Origin of the sequence: Kocuria sp. LHG3120, assembly GCF_049897445.1 — a bacterium.
In the GTDB taxonomy this organism is placed as follows: domain Bacteria; phylum Actinomycetota; class Actinomycetes; order Actinomycetales; family Micrococcaceae; genus Kocuria; species Kocuria rosea.
This window is the reverse complement of the sequence record NZ_JAFCWG010000008.1, coordinates 125,522-142,312: the sequence shown is the minus strand read 5'-3', so window position 1 is coordinate 142,312 and position 16,791 is coordinate 125,522. Positions and strand designations below refer to the sequence as shown.

Here is a 16,791-nt window from a genome sequence, read left to right as displayed (position 1 = left end):
GCTAGACTCGGCCCCGATGAACTCCCGTGCCCATCGGAGGACCGCATGACGGCCCGCCTCCGCGCCATCCTCTTCCCCCCGCCCAACCACGAGAACACCGACAACCCGCTGGGCTCGGCGTTCGCACTGACCGTCCTGGCGGTCTTCGTGCAGGGGCTCACCCGGCTCGGCTACAGCATCCTGGTGGCCCGGCTGCTCGGTCAGGAGGCCCTGAGCGACGTCAACACGGTGATCTCCCTCGCCTCGCTGCTCGTCCTGCTGTGGCCGCAGGCCGGAGGCACGACGGTCTCCAAGTTCACGGCCATGGCACGGTCGCGGCAGAACCCCGTGGAACAGGCCGCGGTCGGTGCGTTCGCCGCGCGCGGTGTCGCGGCGGCGACGGCCGGACTCGCCGCCGTCGCCGCCGCCTGGGCGGCCTTCAGTCTGCATCTGCCGTGGTACTACGCGCTGTCCGCGGGGATGCTGCTCATCGCGCTGTCCGCGTACAACTTCGTGCGGGGCGTGCGCACCGGCAACAACCAGTTCGTGACGACGACAGCGTGGGACGCCCTCAGCTCGTTCGTCAGCCTGACGTCGTTGACCCTCGTCCTGCTCGCCGGTTGGACCCCGTGGCTGCTCGCGCCCCTGATTCTCGGCTACCTGCTCTACTCCCTGCCGGCGTGGCCGCGGCGTTCCGGCACGGTGCCGCCCCCGGAGCTGCGGCGGGAGATGCTGGTCTTCACCGCCTGGACCTCGGTGCACCTGCTCACCTCCACGGGCCTGCTCCAGCTCTCCGTGATCATCGGCCGCACCATCGACAGCACCGGGGTTCACGGGCTGTACGTCGCCGCCGTGGCCCTGGCGACACCGGCGAGCATGCTCTCCGCGTCCATGCTCACGGCCCTGTCGCCCAGCATCGCCCGGATGTACGGCGCCGGGGACCGCGAGGGTTTCCGGGCCCAGGTGGACCGGATCATGCGGATCATGGTCGCGGTCTTCCTGCCGGTCTTCGCGGTGGGCATCTTCTGGGCCGACGCGCTCATGCTCCTCGTCTACGGAGCCGACTACGCCGCGGGGGGCTCCCTGCTCGTGCTCCTGTTCGCCGCGGTCTCGTGCACGAGCTTCAACGCCGCCACCTCCCGCCTGAGCGGCACGGTCGCCTGGGGCGTGAAGGTGCTGGCCCTCGCCAACGGTGCGGGCCTCACCGTGGGCGTCACCACGATCTACGCGCTGGCCCCGACGCTCGGCGTGACTGCCGCAGCCGTCGGCTATCTGGCCGGCGCCGCGCTCGCCGCCGCCGTGCCGCTCGTGGTCGTCTGGCGCCTGGACGCCATGCCCTGGACGGGACTGGTCGTCCGCATCCTCATCGGTTACGCGCTCGTCCTCGGCGGGCTGGCCATCCTGCCCGAGGAGCCCGTCTGGTGGCAGTCCGCGGCGGTGACGGCAGGGTTCCTCGGCGTCTGGGCGGGACTGTCATGGCGCGATGCCGGCCCGCCCCTGCGGGCTCTCGCCGCGCGCGTGCGACGGGGCTGAACCGGAGGGGCACCGCGCCCGGGCCTGCCGTCGACCGCAGGCCGGCACAGAGCCCGCGCGGCCCTGGGCTCTCAGGCGAGCAGTGAGCCGGCCATGAACCGGAGGGACCCGTCCCGGTGGAGGGTGCGGGAGAGCCTGCGCGGGAACAGCGTGGCCGGGCGTCCGAACCGGCGGCGCGCGGCGGCGGCGCTCCCGACGCGCTCGGCGTCGGTGGTGCCGGTCAGGAGCAGGTCCAGCAGGTCCCGGTCGGCCCGGGCCACCGCCTCTTCGGCGCCGGGGGCGGAGTCCAGCAACGCACGGGCGGCCCGCGCGGCGCCGTCGGCGTCCTCCGTGGTCCAGCGGCCGGCGCGGTCACCCACGTGGCCGAACAGGTGCACGCGCAGCACCTTGACCACGAAGGAGCGGCGCAGCGGAAGGGGCAACCCCCGGAACCACTCCGACGCCGCGAGGTCCACGAAGGCGGCCATTTCGCGCTCGAGCGGCCGCGGTTGAGCCGTCACCCGGTCGCCGGCGTCGCTCCAGACGATGTAGCCCGGGCGTCCGCGCGCGTAGTCGATCCGGCCTCCGTCGACGTAGAGGCGCAGGGCGAACTCCTGGTCCTCCGCGGTGACGTGCTCGCCGTCGAAGGCCAGCCCGAGGGCCCGGGCCGTCTCCGTGCGGACCAGACCGAAAGCGCTCGTGCGGTAGAGCACGCGGTCCCGGAGCACGTCGAGGTCCCTGGTCCGGCGGGGTCGGGTGACGGGGGTCCGGACGTGCCCGCCCCCGCTGCGCGTCAGCCACGGGACCACGGCGGCCGATCCGTGCGCCTCGGCCATCGTCAGCCAGCGGGCGAGCGCCCCCGGGTCGAGGGTGTCGTCGCTGTCGAGGAAGCTGACGTAGCGGGCGTCGGTGGCGGCCAGCGCCAGATTGCGGGGGCCGGCGGCGCTGCTGCGGCCGTCCTCGCACTCCAGCACGGTGACGAGGTCGCGGTGCTCCACGGCGACGTCCGCCAGTACGGCCCCCGGCTCGATGTTGTGGCACACCACCGTGATCCGGACACCGTCCTCGGCCCCGACGGGCAGTCCGCCGGCGACCACGGAGGCGACCGCCCGGCCCACGGGGCGGCGGGTGCTGTGCACGGGGATGATGACGTCGATGAGCGGCACGGGAGCGGAGGACACGCAGGCCAGCGTACAAGACCGCGCCGGGCGGCCCGCCCGGCGCGGTCCGCGCCTCAGCCCTGGGAGGCCAGGACGAACGGCAGCACGGGCCCGGAGCCCGCCCGGCGCAGCGCGCGGGCGGCCACGGCGAGCGTCCAGCGGCTGTCCACGAGGTCGTCGACCAGCAGCACCGGGCGCCCCCCGAGCCGGTCCAGCCCTTCCGCGAGCTCGGGGGGCACCCGGAACTTCTCCCACAGGGCCGCGAGGCGGTACGCGCTGTTGCCGCCGTGCCCGCCGGACGGGAAGCCCTCGGGGACCTCGAGCTCCCCCAGATAGGGCAGGTGCCCGACCTCGGCCATGCCCTCCGCCAGGGAGCGCACGAGCCGGGGGCGCGAGCGGGACGGGATCGAGACGACGGCCGCGGGCCGGTCCGACCAGCGCCACTCGGCGAGCACCTGGACGCACGCCCGGCCGAGGGCGGGGTCCACCGGTCCGTCGACCGGCGCGCCCTCCTCGTCGGTGCGGAACACCTCGCGCAGCCGGTTGCCCCAGCCGAGGTCCGTGAGCCGGGCGAGCGCCCGGCCCTCGGCGCAGCGCTCCTCCTCGGGGATCCGGCCCTTGACCTCCACGCCGAGACGCGGCATCCCGGTGGGCCACTGGGCGCGCGGCTCCACCACGACGCCCACGCGGGTCAGGGCGGCGCCCGCGGAGTCGGTGGCGGACTCGTCGACGGTCGTGGGGTACCAGGGGCCGGCGCAGCTGTCGCAGCGTCCGCAGGGCTCGGCCGTGGCGTCGTCGAGCTGCCGGGCGAGGAACTCCATGCGGCACCCGGTGGTGCGCTCGTACTCGAGCATGGCGTTCTGCTCGGCCACCCGTGCCGCGGCGATCCGGCCGTAGCGCTCGGCGTCGTAGCGCCACGGCACGCCCGTGCTCTGCCAGCCACCTTGCACGCGCTCCACCGCGCCCTCGACGGCGAGCACCTTCAGGAGCAGCTCGAGCGGGCTGCGCCGGACGTCCACGCGGGACTCCAGCACGGCCACGGACAGGGCGCCGCCCGCGGCCCCCAGCTCGTCCAGGACGGCGGCGGCCTTCTGCTCGGTGGGCATCGACGAGGTGGCGAAGTACTCCCAGATCCGGCGGTCCTCGGTGCCCGGCAGCAGCAGGACGTCCGCGTTGTCCGTGGCGCGGCCCGCACGGCCCACCTGCTGGTAGTAGGCCACGGGCGAGGACGGCGCCCCCAGGTGCACCACGAAGCCGAGGTCCGGCTTGTCGAAGCCCATCCCGAGCGCGGAGGTGGCCACGAGGGCCTTGACCCTGTTCTCCTTGAGGGCGGCCTCGAGCTCCTCGCGCTCGCCCTGGTCGGTGCGCCCGGTGTAGGCGCGCACGGGGATCCCGGCGTCGGCGAGCGCCTGGGCGGTGTCCTCGGCGGCCCCCACGGTCAGCGCGTAGATGATCCCGCTGCCCGGGAGGGACCCGACGTGCTCGAGCAGCCAGGCGAGGCGGGCCGTGGCCGAGGGCAGGTCCAGCACGCCGAGGCGCAGGGACGCCCGGGAGAGCGGGCCGCGGAGGGTGAAGACCTCCCCCGTGCTGCTGCCGCCGGGCCGCACGCCCAGCTGCTCCTCGACGTCGGCGACCACGCGCTCGTTCGCGGTGGCGGTCGTGGCCAGGACGGGGACCTGCTCCGGGAGCCGGGCGATGAGGTCGCGGATGCGCCGGTAGTCGGGGCGGAAGTCGTGGCCCCAGTCGGAGATGCAGTGCGCCTCGTCCACCACGAGCAGCCCGAGCCGGGCGACCAGCTGCGGCAGCTGCTGCTCGCGGAACACGGGGTTGTTGAGCCGCTCCGGGGAGACCAGCAGGACGTCGAGCTCGTCGGCCTCCAGCTGCGCGGCGATCTGCCCCCACTCGGTGGCGTTGGCGGAGTTGATGGCCGCCGCCCGGACCCCGGCGCGGGCGGCGGCGGAGACCTGGTCCCGCATGAGGGCCAGCAGCGGGGAGACGATCAGGGTGGGCCCGCGGCCCCGGGCCCGCAGGAGCAGGGCGGAGAGGAAGTAGACCGCGGACTTGCCCCAGCCGGTCCGCTGCACCACCAGGGCCCGCCGGCCGCGCCCCACGAGGGCCTCGACCGCCTCGAACTGCCCGGGGTGGAAGGCGGCGTCCGGCCGGCCGGTGAGCGCGCGCAGCAGGTGGAGCGCGTCCTCGTGCAGGGCCGGGTCCGGCGCGGTGTCGTGGTCGGCGATGTCGTGGGCCGGGGAAGTCGTCATGGCCCCAGTCTTCCAGGGCCCCCCGACGCCGCCCGACCGGAGGGCGGGGCGTGCAGTGGCGACGGGGCCCGGACAGAGCGATGCGCCCGCTGCCCATCCGTCGAACGGATGGCCCCCGCAGCGGGCGCATCGACCGGCCTGGCGGCCGGTGGCGAGCAGAGACTCGCCTGGCGGGAGTACCGCCCCCCAGCGGTGCTCCCATTCGGTTCACCCCCCGATGAACCGGTTGCACCGGCACCCCCCGATGCCTGCGTGCACGCGGCCCATCCCCCGATGAACCGCAGTCGATCCGCCCCCCGGCGGATCGGTTGGTTCCGCCCCATCGGGTGAACCAATTGGCACCATGGTGGCAGGGTTTCTGTGACCTGTCACGGACCGTGAAGTCACATTCGATCCGGGGGACACTCAAGCAGATTCATCTATTTGCACTAGTCAACAGAGGGTTCTGTGGCGGCTTTTCGCTACCGGTGGGTATTCGGGGGGCGGCGGGCGTGGCACGAAGTGGGGACATCCGGGGCCCTCGGCGTCCCCCGTTGGGCGCACGCAGGGCGCCGTGCGCGGCGTCACATTGCGGGCGCTCAGCCGCGCAGCCCTGGGAAGTCGGCCTCCGTGTACTCGACGCCGTACCCGTCGGCCCCGGGCGTCGCGGGGCCGGAGCGGTCCGCGGCCTCCTCCCGCTCGCGCAGCACCACCCGGCGGATCTTGCCGGAGATCGTCTTGGGCAGGTCCGTGAACTCCACCCGGCGCACCCGCTTGTAGGGGGCGAGGTTCTCCCGGGCGAAGCGCAGGATCTCCCCGGCGAGCTCCCGGGTGGGCTCCGCGCCGGCGGCGAGCACCAGGTAGGCCTTCGGCACCGCGTGCCGGACCGGGTCCGGCGCCGGGACCACGGCGGCCTCGGCCACCGCGGGGTGCTCGATGAGCACGGACTCCAGCTCGAACGGGGAGATTCGGTAGTCGGAGGCCTTGAACACGTCGTCGGTGCGGCCCACGTACGTGTAGACGCCGTGCTCGTCGCGGCGGGCGATGTCGCGCGTGTGGTACCAGCCGTCCTTGACGACCTCGGCCGTGCGCTCGGGCTCGTCGATGTAGCCGGCCATGATCCCGGGCGGGTCGTCGTCGACCTTCAGGCAGATCTCCCCCTCCTCGGCGGGTGCGCCCGTCTGCGGGTCGAAGAGGTCGACGACGAAGCCCGGCAGGGGCCGGCCCATGGCCCCCGGCACCACCGGCTGCCCGGGGGTGTTGGCGATCTGCAGCGTGGTCTCCGTCTGCCCGTAGCCGTCCCGGATGGTCACGCCCCAGGCGTCCTGCACCCGGCGGATCACCTCGGGGTTGAGCGGCTCGCCGGCGGAGACGGCGGACGTCGGCGGGTCCTGCACGCGGTGCAGGTCCGCCTGGATGAGCATCCGCCACACCGTGGGCGGCGCGCAGAAGCTCGTCACCCCGGCCCGGCCCATCTGCTCCAGGAGACCCGCCGCGTCGAAGCGGGACTGGTTGTGGATGAAAACGGTGGCCTCCGCGATCCACGGGGCGAAGAAGTTGGACCACGAGTGCTTGCCCCATCCCGGCGAGGCGATGTTCAGGTGGACGTCCCCGGGGCGCAGGCCCATCCAGTAGACCGTGGACAGGTGCCCGAAGGAGTAGGAGGCGTGGGTGTGCTCCACGAGCTTGGCCTGGGACGTGGTGCCGGAGGTGAAGTACAGCAGCAGGGGGTCGCGGGAGCGCGTGACGCCCTCCGGGACGAAGACGGCGTCCGCGTCCGCGGCCTGCTCGTACGGGTGCACGGGACGGCCGGGCAGCTGTGCGCGCGCCGCCTCCACCTCCGCGGCGGCACCGACGACGACGAGCTCGTAGTCGCCGTCGACGCCCGCGAACTTGGGGGCGTTGGCGGCGTCCGTGACGACCCACGAGACCTTGCCGCGCTGCACCCGGTCCAGCAGGTCGGCCGGCGGCATCATCACGGCGGTCGGGATCAGGGGCGCGCCCAGCTTCATGCCGGCGAGCTGGGTCTCCCACAGCTCGAGCTGGTTGCCGAGCATGAGCAGCACGCGGTCGCCGCGCCGCACCCCCAGGCCCCGCAGCCAGTTCGCGGTGCGCGCCGAGGACCCGGCGAGCTCCCGGAAGGTCCGCCGGAGCTCCGTGCCGTCCTCCTCGACGATCCACAGCGCGTCCCGGGCCCCGCGCTCCGGGTCCCGGGCGACGTGGTCGAACCAGTCCAGGGCGTAGTTGAAGTGCTCCATCCGGGGCCAGCGGAACTCCTCGCGGGCCCGGTCGTAGTCCTCGCGCAGCGCCAGGACGCGGTCCCGTGCCGCCTCGTACTGCTCGGAGACGCCGGGGGCGGCGTCGGACGTCGCACTGGTGGGGACCGGCTCGGCCATCGGGGACCTCCATGGTTGTCGCTGCGGGCCGGACGGAACCGTCCGGCGGGCCATCCCGTGCAGTCTAGTGCGGCGCCCCTCCCCCGTCCCGGGGGCGGGCCCGGTGCCGGCTCTGGAAGGATGGGGGCCGCACCCCCGCCCGGAAGGAGCCCGTCCCGCCATGCTGTCCCCGGCACCCGACGTCCCGGTCCGCGCCGGCGTCCGCGAGTGGGCCGCCCTCGTGGTCCTGATGCTGCCGGTGCTGCTGATCTCGGTGGACAACACGGTGCTGAACTTCGCGCTGCCGGAGATCTCCCGCGAGCTGCGCCCCACCGGCACGCAGCTGCTGTGGATGGTGGACGCCTATCCGCTGGTGCTCGCCGGGCTGCTCGTGCCCATGGGCGCCCTCGGGGACCGGGTGGGCCGCCGCCGGCTGCTGCTGGTGGGCAGCACGGGCTTCGCGGCGGTGTCCGCACTCGCCGCGTTCGCCCCGACCGGGGAGGCCCTCGTCGCCGCGCGGGCGCTGCTGGGACTCTTCGGCTCGATGCTGATGCCCGCGACCCTGTCCCTGCTGCGCAACATCTTCCACGACCCGACGCAGCGGCGGGCGGCCATCGCGGTGTGGGCCACGGGCTTCTCGGCGGGCGGGATCCTGGGGCCGGTCGTGGGCGGGTTCCTGCTCCAGCACTTCTGGTGGGGCTCCGTGTTCCTCCTCGCGGTCCCGGTGCTGCTGCCGCTCCTGGTCCTGGCGCCGGTGCTGGTGCCGGAGTCCCGCAACCCGGCCCCGGGCCCGGTGGACGTGCCCAGCGCCGCGCTGATCATGACCGCCATGGTGGCGCTGGTCCACGGCATCAAGGACCTCGGCGGCCACGGCCCGTCCGCCGGCGTGCTGGCCGCCGCGGTGCTGGCCGTGACCGCCGGGACGCTGTTCGTGCGCCGCCAGCTGCGCAGCCCGGTGCCGATGCTGGACCTGCGGCTGTTCCGCCACGCCCCGTTCACCGGCGGGCTGCTCAACAACCTGGTGGCCTCGACCACCTTCATCGGCTTCCTGTTCTTCGTCTCCCAGTACCTGCAGCTGGTGGAGGGCCTGCCGCCCCTGGAGGCGGGCCTCGCACTGCTGCCGGGGGCCGTGGTCACGATCGTCTCGGGGCTGCTGGTGGTGCACGTGGTCGGCGTCGTGCCCCCCGCGCTCGTGCTCGGCGGCGGGCTGCTGGTCATGGCCTCGGGCTTCCTGCTCGTCCTGCTCGGGGACCTCTCCGGCGGGGCCGTGCTCGTGGTGGCCCTCGTGGTCATCGGGCTGGGCTCCGGCGCGGCCCAGACGATCGCGGGGGACCTGATCCTCACCGAGGTGGCCCCCGAGCAGGCCGGCGCCGCCTCCGCGATCTCGGAGACCGCCTACGAGCTGGGGGCCGGGCTGGGCGTGGCCGTCCTGGGCACGGCCGTGACCGCGACCTACGCCGCCCGGGTGGCGGTGCCGCCGGGTCTGGACCCCGGGCAGGCCGCCACCGCGTCCGAGACCCTCGGCGGGGCGGTCGACGTCGCCGCGGCCCTCGGCCCGGACGCGTCCGGGGAGCTGCTGGCCTCGTCCGTGGCGGCCTTCGAGGCCGGTGTGCACCTGTCGGCCGGGATCGGCGCGGCCCTGCTGGCCGGGACCGCCGTGGCCGTGGGCCTGCTGCTGCGCCGGGTCCCTCGGCTCCGGCGCCGGTAGCGGATCCGCTCAGTCGGCCGAGCGCAGCCTGACGTGCTGCTCCACCCGGGCGAGGTCCCGGGGGTGGGGTTCGCTCTCGCGGAAGCGGGCGAGCAGGACGTCGACGTGCTCGCGCGCCTGCCGCCGCACGGACGGGTGGACGCTGGCCGCCTCGATCCGGGCGGCGAGGTCCACGAGGGCCAGCAGGACGCTGACGTGCCCGGTGGCGTGCGGGCCGATCTGGTCGAACGGCATGTCCACGATCTCCTCGACCCCCACCGTCCCGTAGCGCAGCCGGTGCACGCCGTCGACCACCACCGTGTTCCCCGGCAGGGGGCGGGCCACAGCGGCGACGATCCCGGACGCGACCTCCTCGACGGCGTTGACCGCGGTGTAGGGGTCGTTGGTGCTCGGGGAGAGGGCGCGCACGGCGAGCTCCACGACCTGCTGCTCCGCGAAGCGGACGTCCTGGAGCGCCGAGCGCGAGTCGCCCACCCGCACGCAGCGCCGCAGCCGGTCCGCCAGCTCCCCGGCCCGGTGCGCGGGCCACACCCGGACCAGCGGCTCCTCCGCCAGGACGTGGTCGCCCACCCGCGACACGAGCTCGAGGACGACGTCACCGGCCGCGGCGTGGTCCCGGAGCCGCTCGTAGTCGACGCCGACGACGTAGCCCACGCTGCCCGCACGGACCTCTCCCCCGCCGCTGCGGCGCCCCGCGGTCCGGACCAGCTCCTCCGGCGTCTCCTCCGGGTGCCACCGCTCGATCACGTCCAGCAGGCGCCGGCGCGCGCCGTGGACGAGGGTGTCCACCTGCACGGAGTCCGCGATGTGGTGGATGAAGTAGACGATCAGGGCGACGTCCGCGACCGCCAGCAGCACGCCGAGGTTGACCGCCAGGTGCGGGACGAACGGCTGGGCGAGGTCGTCGGAGGCCGAGCGGATCGTGCGCAGGACCAGCAGCGCGTAGATGAAGGTGGACACGAGCACGCCCAGCACCACCTGGTTGCCGCGGTCCGCCATGAAGTTGCGCACCAGCCGGGGCCCGTACGTGGAGCTGGCCGTGGCGATCACCGAGATGGTGATGGAGAAGGCGGTGGCGGCCACGCCCAGCATCGATCCGCCGATCGCGGAGAGCATCGACCGGGACCCGTCGATGCCGACGGCGTAGACCCACGCGATCCACGGGGAGTCCAGGTCCTCGGGCAGCCACCGGTCGACGGCCACCACGGACTGGGCCAGGACGACGGCGGCGAGAACGCACACGGCGGGCACGAACCAGAACCTGTCGAACACCCGGCGCCACGAGCCGGAGAGCTTGTCCATGCGCCCACCCTAGACCTGCCCCTCCCGGCGGTGGCGGTAGGCTGGGCGCCCGGACCCGCGCACCCGCGGACGCGCCACCTCCCTGACGCCCCACCTGACCGCCCTCGAGGAGACCTCCCCATGCTCAACGCTTCGCGACCGCGCCGACGGAACAGGACCGGCCGTGCGCTGCGGGCCGGCGCGGCCCCGGCCCTGGTCCTGGCCCTGGCGGCGCTGACCGGGTGCGGCTCGGACTACCCCCTCGGCGAGGAGCAGCGCCGCGCCGCGGAAGAGGGCGGCTCGGACCTGTCCGGGATCCTCACCGGGGTGGGCTCCTCGGCGCAGAACGCCGCCATGCTGACGTGGCGGAGCGGCTTCGAGTCGATGCACCCGGACGCGCAGGTGCAGTACCTCTCCGCGGGTTCCGGGGCGGGGCGCAGCGCGCTCGTGGGGGGCGGCACCGACTTCGCCGGCTCGGACGCCTACCTGGACGAGGAGGAGCAGGCCGAGGTCCGGGACTTCTGCGGCCCCGGTGGCGCCCTGAACATCCCCGTCTACATCTCCCCGATCAGCGTGGCCTTCAACCTCCCCGGCATCCAGGAGCTCGACCTCGACGCCGCGACCATCGCGGGCATCTTCCGCCACGAGATCACCCGGTGGGACGACCCGGCCATCGCCGCCCAGAACTCCGGCGTGGAGCTGCCCGACCTGCCGATCACGCCCATCGCCCGCGCGGACGACTCGGGGACGACCGAGAACTTCACCGACTACCTGCACTCGGTGGTCCCCGAGGTGTGGACGGACGAGGAGGACGGCGGCTGGCCGGCGGGGCTGCCCACGGAGCGCTCCCAGGGCAACGCCGGGGTGGTGAGCCTCACGGCCGAGACCGAGGGCGCCGTCACCTACGCGGACGACTCCCTCGTGGACGACTCCCTCGGCAAGGCCCGGGTGAAGGTGGGCTCCGAGTACGTGGCCGTGTCCGGCGAGGCGGCCGGCACCGCGGTCGGCGAGGCCTCCCGGGTGGAGGGCACCGGCCGGCACGACATCGCCCTCGAGCTGGACCGCGAGCCGGACGCGCCCGGGGCCTATCCGGTGGTCCTCGTCTCCTACCACATCTACTGCAGCAGCTACGGGGACCCGGAGGTCCTCGAGCTGGCCAAGGAGTTCGGGCACTACGTGGTCAGCGAGGAGGGCCAGCAGGCCTCCTCGGAGGCCGTCAAGAGCGCCCCGCTGCCGGAGAACCTGACCGCCGAGGCGCAGGCCGCCCTCGACTCGATCACCCTCCGCTGACCGGCCGGGACGGGAGCACGGACGTGGGCGAGGTCCTCGACGTCGCCGTGGTGGGCGCCGGGCAGGCCGGACTGGCCGTGGGCTACCACCTCCGGCGCACCGGCCTGTCCTTCGCGCTCCTCGACGAGCAGGAGGCGCCGGGCGGGGCGTGGCGGCACGTCTGGCCGTCGCTGCGGCTGTTCTCCCCCGCCGCGTACTCGTCCCTGCCCGGGCACCCGATGCCGGACACGGCCGGGGCGGCCCCGGACGCCGCGCACGTGGTCGACTACCTGTCCCGGTACGAGGAGCGCTACGGGCTGCCCGTCCGGCGACCGGTCCGGGTGCGGGCCGTGCACCGTGACGGGGCGGGGTTCCGCCTGGCGACGGACGACGGCGAGCTGCGGGCGCGCGCCGTCGTGAGCGCCACCGGCACGTGGTCGCAGCCGTTCCGGCCTGCCCTCCCCGGGCAGCGGGAGTACCGCGGCGAGCAGGTGCACAGCGCCCACTACGAGGGGCCGGCGCGGTACCGCGGCCGCCGCGTGCTCGTGGTCGGCGGGGCGAACTCGGGGGCGCAGATCGCCGCCGAGCTCGCCGAGGTGTGCGAGCTGACGTGGTGCACCAGCGCCCCGCCCCGCTACCTCCCCGACGAGGTCGACGGGCGCGAGCTGTTCCGCGTGGCCACGCTGCGCGCCCAGGCCCTCGCCGCGGGCCGGCCGGATCCCGGCGGGGTGGCGAGCCTCGGCGACGTGGTGGCCGTTCCCTCCGTGCGCCGCGCCCGCGACGCCGGGGTGCTCGACCCCCGGCCGATGTTCACGCGCTTCACCGCGCACGGCGTGGTCATGACGGACGGCCGGGAGCAGCCCGTGGACGCCGTCGTGTGGTGCACCGGGTTCCGCCCGGCCCTCCGGCACCTGCGGCCCCTGCACCTGCGGGAGGACGACGGGCGGATCCGCACCGAGGGAACGGCCTCCACCCGGGTGCCCGGCCTGTACCTCGTGGGGTACGGGGACTGGACGGGCCCGGGATCGGCAACCCTCGTCGGTGTCGGCCGCTCGGCGCGGGACACGGTCGCGGCGGTGCGGAAGCGGCTCGCCGGCGGCCGGGACCAGCGCGCGGCCGCCCCCTAGACCGGGCCGTCGGGTCCAAGGTCCTCCGGTCGCCGGTCGCGCCGGACGAAGCGGACCACCCGGACGGCGATCACCCCGGCCCAGAGCAGCAGCAGCACGAACACGAAGGCGCTGAACACCCCGTCCTCCGAGGACCAGGTGAGCAGCTGGCCCGCGAGCAGCAGCACCGCGGTCGCGGAGAGCAGGATCAGCGCGGTGCGCTCGCTGCTTCGCTCGGACATGGCGGCTCCTGCCGGTCGGCGTCCTGGTCCCCGGATCCTCGCACATCCCGGACGGGTGCGTCCTGCGGGGCTCCGGTCCGGGAACGTCATCCGCCGCCCTTCCCCCGACACGGCGGGCCGTCGGGCTACCGTGGAGAGGTCCCCGACAGAGAGGCTCCCCCGATGCGCCGCACCGTTCCCGCCGTGGCCCTGCTCGCGCTGACGCTGACCGGGTGCGACGACCGGCCGGAGGAGGTGGCGAGCACCCCCGGCGCCTCCCCCACCTCCTTCATTCCTCCTCCCCCGGTCACCGCCACGCCGACCCCGACGCCCGACGGCCTGCCCACGGATCCGGGCACCGGGTCCGCGGCTCCGGCCCCGGACCCGCCCGGCCCCGAGTCGGTCCCCACCCCCTCCGAGCAGCTCGACGGGCCGTAGCACGGCCCGGGCGGGAGGACGCCGGCGTCCGGCCGGACAAAAGTGCAGGGGATGCCGACGGATGTCCACACCTCGATCCCTCGGCGACACGCGCGGGCCACGGGTACCCCCGGGCTCTCACATGCATAAACATGGGCATACCCCCTCTCCCTGGAAGGTTCCCCCATGTACGAGAACACCGCTCTCGTTCCCCGCCCCCGCTGGGCCACCCATCAGGAGCTGACCGACCCCGAGACGGTCACCAACTCGCGGGAGCTGCCCGCCCGGTCCCTCGCCGGCCCGTCGGCGGTCGCGCTCCTGGAGACCTGGGAGGTCATCACCACCGCGGACGGCTCCTACGCCCACCGTGACGGGCTCGTCCTGCACATCGGCCACGAGGCGTGGACCGTGGAGCAGGCCAGGGCCCTGCACGACCGCATCGGCGAGGCCCTCGCCCTGCTCGACCGGTAGCACCACCGGCGCCGCCGGGCGCCCCCCGCGCACCGGGTCGCCCGCCGCGGGGGAGCAGAGAACCCCACCGGCCCCGGGCGCACCGGGAGCGATGGGGTTCTGTCGTGGGTGGGCCCCGTGGGGCTCGAACCCACGACCCATGGATTAAAAGTCCACTGCTCTACCAGCTGAGCTAGAGGCCCGTGCTCCACCGGCGAGCGCGGGGCGGCCGGTCCGGAGCGGGCACCACTCTACCGCACGGTCCCCCCGGGAGCCGGACGCCTAGAGTGGTGGGCAGTCCCGTGCCACCCATGCCGATTCGACCGGAGGACCGACCGTGCCGCACCCGAGCACCGAGGAAGAAGCACGCACGGAGACGGAGCTCTTCGGTCCGTCGGCCGTCACCGAGTACCTCGAGCAGGTGGTGGAGCAGCTGCGGGACGTCCGCGGCGGCGAGCCCAGCTCCTCCATCCCCGCCCTGGCCCAGGCCGACACCGAGCGCTTCGGCGTCGTCATCGCCACCGCGGACGGCCACGTGTACGAGGCCGGCAGCACCCGGGACGAGTTCAGCATCCAGTCGATCTCCAAGGCGTTCACCTACGCGCTCGCCGTGTCCGACCTCGGGGCGGAGGCGGTGCACGCGAAGATGGACGTGGAGCCGAGCGGGGACGCCTACAACGAGATCTCCCTCCAGCCCGGCACGGGGCGCCCCGCCAACCCGATGATCAACGCCGGTGCGATCGCCTCCACGTGGCTCGTCCCCGACAGCGACCGCGACCTGCGCCGGGACCGGATCCGCGAGGCCTACTCGCGGTGCGCGGGCCGGGACCTGGCGATCAGTCCCGAGGTCCTCGCCCAGGAGCACGCCGCCGGGGACCGCAACCGCGCCCTCGGCTACCTCCTGGCCTCCGCCGGGATCATCGAGGGGGACCCGACCCAGGCCCTCGAGGACTACTTCGCCCAGTGCTCGGTGCTGATCACGTGCCGCGACCTCGCCCTGATGGGCGCGACCCTCGCCAACGGCGGCACCAACCCGCTGACCGGGGACGAGGTCTTCGACGTCGACACGGTCTCCCGGGTGCTGTCCGTGATGAGCTCCTGCGGCATGTACGACGACGCCGGCGAGTGGATGGTCCGGGTGGGCCTGCCCGCGAAGTCAGGGGTGGGCGGCGGCATCATCGCCGTCCTGCCCGGGGAGCTGGCCGTGGCGACCTTCTCCCCTGCGCTGGACCGGCACGGCAACAGCGTGCGCGGGGTGCTCGCCTGCGAGCGGCTCTCCCAGGACCTCGACCTGCACTTCACCCACACCGCCCGCGTGGCCCGCTCCACGGTGCGCGCCAGCTACCCGATCGACCAGTCCCCCTCCCTGGTCCGCCGCAACGCCGAGGCCGAGGCGGTGCTGGCCGACCACGGCAAGGACGCCGTCGTCGTGGAGCTCCAGGGCGACCTGCTGTTCACGGGCACGGAGACCGCGATCCGCACCGTCCGTGACGTCGCCTACGAGGCCTCGTACGTGGTGGTGGACATGCGCCGGGTGGACGTGATCGCGGAGTACGCGATGCCGCTCCTGGCCAAGACCCGGGCCGAGCTGCAGGCGGCGGGCCGCACCGTGGTGGCGGTGGCCACGGACCCGGGCTTCGCCGGCTCCTTCGGGGGCGAACCGCCGCTCGAGGTGTTCCCCAGCCGGGCCGCGGCCATCAAGTGGGTCGAGGACCGGCTGCTCGAGGAGCACGGCGGCCCGGAGTGCACCCCGTCCCGGGTGAAGCCCGTGGAGTCCGAGCTGTTCTCCCGGCTGGACCCCGAGGACGCCCGGGACCTCCGCGCCCGGACCGTCGAGCGGACGTGGGCGGCCGGGGAGAACATCCTGCGCACGGGGCAGAACTTCGCCGGCATCCACCTCATCGTCAGCGGCAGCGTGTCGATGTCCCTGCGCACGCCCACCGGCGAGCGGATCGAGCTGCAGGTCCTCGGCCCGGGGATGAGCTTCGGGGAGCTGGCCCTCGGCACCGGGAACAAGCAGCACGCGACCCTGAGCGCCGTCACCGACGTCACCGCGCGGGTGCTGCTCCCGCAGGCTCTCGCGGAGCTCGAGCAGGAGGAGCCCGCCCTGGGGCTGCGGCTGTGGAAGGCGCTGGCCCGGGACGGCTTCGAGCAGACCGACCAGCAGTGGCGGGACGCGGCGGTGCACGCCTCGACCAGCGACTGGTGAGCGCTCCGTGGCCCGCCGCGGGCCACGGCCGTACGCTGGACGCATGAGCGACGCGCCCCGCCACCACAAGCCGGTGAAGTTCTCCCCGGAGCAGTTCGAAGCGCACGAGGGCGGCCCCGACCCGGCCCGCGTGTCCGAGGCGGCCCACCTCGCCGCCCACGCCCTGGTCTCCCGCGGGCGCGCCAGCGACGATCCCGAGATCAGCCGGCGGCTCATCGAGCTGACCGACGAGCAGGGCCTGGAGGGGATCGCCGAGATGTGGGCCGAGGCCCCGGCGGTGTCCCTGCCCGGGGCCCTCTGGCGGCTCTACGCCCTGCGGGCGGGGGTGCGCAAGGACCCGGTGCGGATGGGCCGCTACTTCACGGCGGGACGGGGCACCGCGCAGGTCTCGCACGTGGTGGCCGGCGTCGCGGAGCCCCCCGGGGCGGACGAGATCACCTCGATGGCGGACGCGATCCTCTCCGGCGCGTTCAACGGGGAGTTCGACGTCGCCCTGGACCGGTTCGCGGCCTTCTGCCGCGTGATCGCCCTCGGCCGGATCCGGCTGGCGGACACCGGGCAGATGCCGGTCGTGGACCCGGACGCGGCCCGGGCGCCGAGCACCGTGGCCCTCACCCAGCGGCTCGAGCGGACCGCGGAGGAGCTCGAGGCCGCGGCGCACCAGTGGCGCCGCGGCCACCTCGACTGAGCCCCGCCGTCCGGGCGTGCGGAGGTCCCGCCGTGCGGGAGCCCACAGCCGCAGGACTTGGCCCCACGAGCACGTCGACTACCATGGAACCCAGGTGCCGGGCCGCGGCAGCCCCGGGCTCCATCACATAGCCGCCACGAGCGGCCTTCCGCCGAGAGGCGCTCCCGGTCCGGCAC

General features: G+C 74.5%; 13 protein-coding genes and 1 tRNA gene. 8 read left to right on the top strand and 6 right to left on the bottom strand.

Annotated features, from left to right (window positions below; genetic code table 11):
* The first annotated feature begins 45 nt into the window (after positions 1–45).
* Positions 46–1,512: a lipopolysaccharide biosynthesis protein gene (locus tag ACP7CD_RS15760; protein ID WP_336649938.1), complete on the top strand. Its 1,467-nt coding sequence runs from the start codon at positions 46–48 to the stop codon at positions 1,510–1,512.
* A gap of 71 nt (positions 1,513–1,583) precedes the next feature.
* Here the strand turns inward: ACP7CD_RS15760 and ACP7CD_RS15755 are convergent, their stop codons facing one another.
* The 3 genes from ACP7CD_RS15755 to ACP7CD_RS15745 all read right to left on the bottom strand — a co-directional run bounded on the left by ACP7CD_RS15755 (position 1,584) and on the right by ACP7CD_RS15745 (position 7,287).
* Positions 1,584–2,672 (bottom strand): glycosyltransferase family 2 protein, encoded by a 1,089-nt coding sequence (locus ACP7CD_RS15755; protein WP_426120593.1) that lies wholly within the window; start codon positions 2,670–2,672, stop codon positions 1,584–1,586.
* Positions 2,673–2,725: 53 nt separating this feature from the next.
* Positions 2,726–4,912, bottom strand: coding sequence for a RecQ family ATP-dependent DNA helicase (locus ACP7CD_RS15750; protein ID WP_426120592.1), 2,187 nt, complete (start codon positions 4,910–4,912; stop codon positions 2,726–2,728).
* A gap of 578 nt (positions 4,913–5,490) precedes the next feature.
* Positions 5,491–7,287: an AMP-binding protein gene (locus ACP7CD_RS15745; RefSeq protein ID WP_095650884.1), complete on the bottom strand. Its 1,797-nt coding sequence runs from the start codon at positions 7,285–7,287 to the stop codon at positions 5,491–5,493.
* Positions 7,288–7,447: 160 nt separating this feature from the next.
* Between ACP7CD_RS15745 and ACP7CD_RS15740 the strand changes: the two genes are divergently transcribed.
* A complete protein-coding gene (locus ACP7CD_RS15740; protein ID WP_368827764.1) occupies positions 7,448–8,974 on the top strand; it encodes an MFS transporter in 1,527 nt (508 codons plus the stop codon).
* A 9-nt stretch (positions 8,975–8,983) separates the two neighbouring features.
* Here ACP7CD_RS15740 and ACP7CD_RS15735 read toward each other — a convergent pair whose 3' ends face one another.
* Positions 8,984–10,276, bottom strand: a complete 1,293-nt coding sequence (locus tag ACP7CD_RS15735; protein ID WP_426120591.1) for a DUF2254 domain-containing protein — start codon at positions 10,274–10,276, stop codon at positions 8,984–8,986.
* Between the two features lie 120 nt (positions 10,277–10,396).
* On the opposite strand from ACP7CD_RS15735, the gene pstS reads away from it, so the two are divergent.
* Complete coding sequence (gene pstS / locus ACP7CD_RS15730; RefSeq protein ID WP_052132873.1) at positions 10,397–11,545, top strand: phosphate ABC transporter substrate-binding protein PstS; 1,149 nt, start codon at positions 10,397–10,399, stop codon at positions 11,543–11,545.
* 23 nt (positions 11,546–11,568) lie between these two features.
* Positions 11,569–12,651, top strand: coding sequence for an ArsO family NAD(P)H-dependent flavin-containing monooxygenase (locus ACP7CD_RS15725; RefSeq protein ID WP_336649941.1), 1,083 nt, complete (start codon positions 11,569–11,571; stop codon positions 12,649–12,651).
* On the opposite strand, the gene ACP7CD_RS15720 is transcribed toward ACP7CD_RS15725, so the two are convergent.
* Positions 12,648–12,872: a hypothetical protein gene (locus tag ACP7CD_RS15720; protein WP_136341797.1), complete on the bottom strand. Its 225-nt coding sequence runs from the start codon at positions 12,870–12,872 to the stop codon at positions 12,648–12,650. The genes ACP7CD_RS15725 and ACP7CD_RS15720 overlap by 4 nt on opposite strands.
* A gap of 162 nt (positions 12,873–13,034) precedes the next feature.
* Here ACP7CD_RS15720 and ACP7CD_RS15715 point away from each other — a divergent pair, with 162 nt between their 5' ends.
* Both ACP7CD_RS15715 and ACP7CD_RS15710 read left to right on the top strand, forming a co-directional pair.
* Complete coding sequence (locus ACP7CD_RS15715) at positions 13,035–13,289, top strand: hypothetical protein (RefSeq protein WP_426120590.1); 255 nt, start codon at positions 13,035–13,037, stop codon at positions 13,287–13,289.
* A 165-nt stretch (positions 13,290–13,454) separates the two neighbouring features.
* On the top strand, positions 13,455–13,739 hold the full coding sequence (locus ACP7CD_RS15710) for a hypothetical protein (RefSeq protein WP_035926082.1): 285 nt from the start codon (positions 13,455–13,457) through the stop codon (positions 13,737–13,739).
* Between the two features lie 109 nt (positions 13,740–13,848).
* On the opposite strand, the gene ACP7CD_RS15705 is transcribed toward ACP7CD_RS15710, so the two are convergent.
* Positions 13,849–13,921: transfer RNA gene (locus ACP7CD_RS15705), tRNA-Lys, on the bottom strand.
* Positions 13,922–14,055: 134 nt separating this feature from the next.
* Between ACP7CD_RS15705 and glsA the strand changes: the two genes are divergently transcribed.
* Both glsA and ACP7CD_RS15695 read left to right on the top strand, forming a co-directional pair.
* Positions 14,056–15,927, top strand: coding sequence for a glutaminase A (glsA, locus tag ACP7CD_RS15700; RefSeq protein ID WP_017832007.1), 1,872 nt, complete (start codon positions 14,056–14,058; stop codon positions 15,925–15,927).
* Positions 15,928–15,970: 43 nt separating this feature from the next.
* Positions 15,971–16,615 (top strand): hypothetical protein, encoded by a 645-nt coding sequence (locus ACP7CD_RS15695; protein WP_017832008.1) that lies wholly within the window; start codon positions 15,971–15,973, stop codon positions 16,613–16,615.
* Positions 16,616–16,791: the final 176 nt, after the last annotated feature.